This is a genomic window from Corallococcus llansteffanensis (genome assembly GCF_003612055.1).
In the GTDB taxonomy this organism is placed as follows: domain Bacteria; phylum Myxococcota; class Myxococcia; order Myxococcales; family Myxococcaceae; genus Corallococcus; species Corallococcus llansteffanensis.
Genome location: NZ_RAWB01001224.1, coordinates 1 through 395 on the forward strand (window position 1 = coordinate 1; position 395 = coordinate 395).

Sequence of the window (395 nt, forward strand, 5' to 3'; positions counted from 1 at the left end):
CCCTGGCGAAGTCGAATGTCGTCCTGATAGCGATTGCCGCCGAAGCTGAAGTTGTGCGACAGGTTGATCGCGTTGAAATCGATATGCGCACCAAGCATCGAGTTGAAGCTTATCGCCGCTCCAATGCCTGCACCCTGTGTACCACCTTGCAAAAATATCTCCTGCGCCTGAGTGCTGCCAACGAAGATCTCGCCCATTGCTACCCACAAATAGATTGTCTTTTTCACGGGCCTCTCCCCAGACGTGTGCCAGGCCGAGGGCGTATCGACTTAAGCGGTTGGGTCCGTCCCCGCAACGCACTCGACGTTTCACTCGCGCAACGTTCCCCTGTTGTTTTCGCTATTTATCGGATCGCAAATAACCCTACGGGGTGCGGCATAGCCACTGCAGTCTGT

Annotated in this window: 1 protein-coding gene; it reads right to left on the reverse strand. The window is 55.2% G+C overall.

Annotated elements, in window-relative coordinates; genetic code table 11:
- Positions 1–227, reverse strand: a 227-nt coding sequence (locus D7V93_RS44280; protein WP_208723401.1) for a hypothetical protein, incomplete at its 3' end; no start/stop codon positions are given.
- Positions 228–395 lie beyond the last annotated feature (168 nt).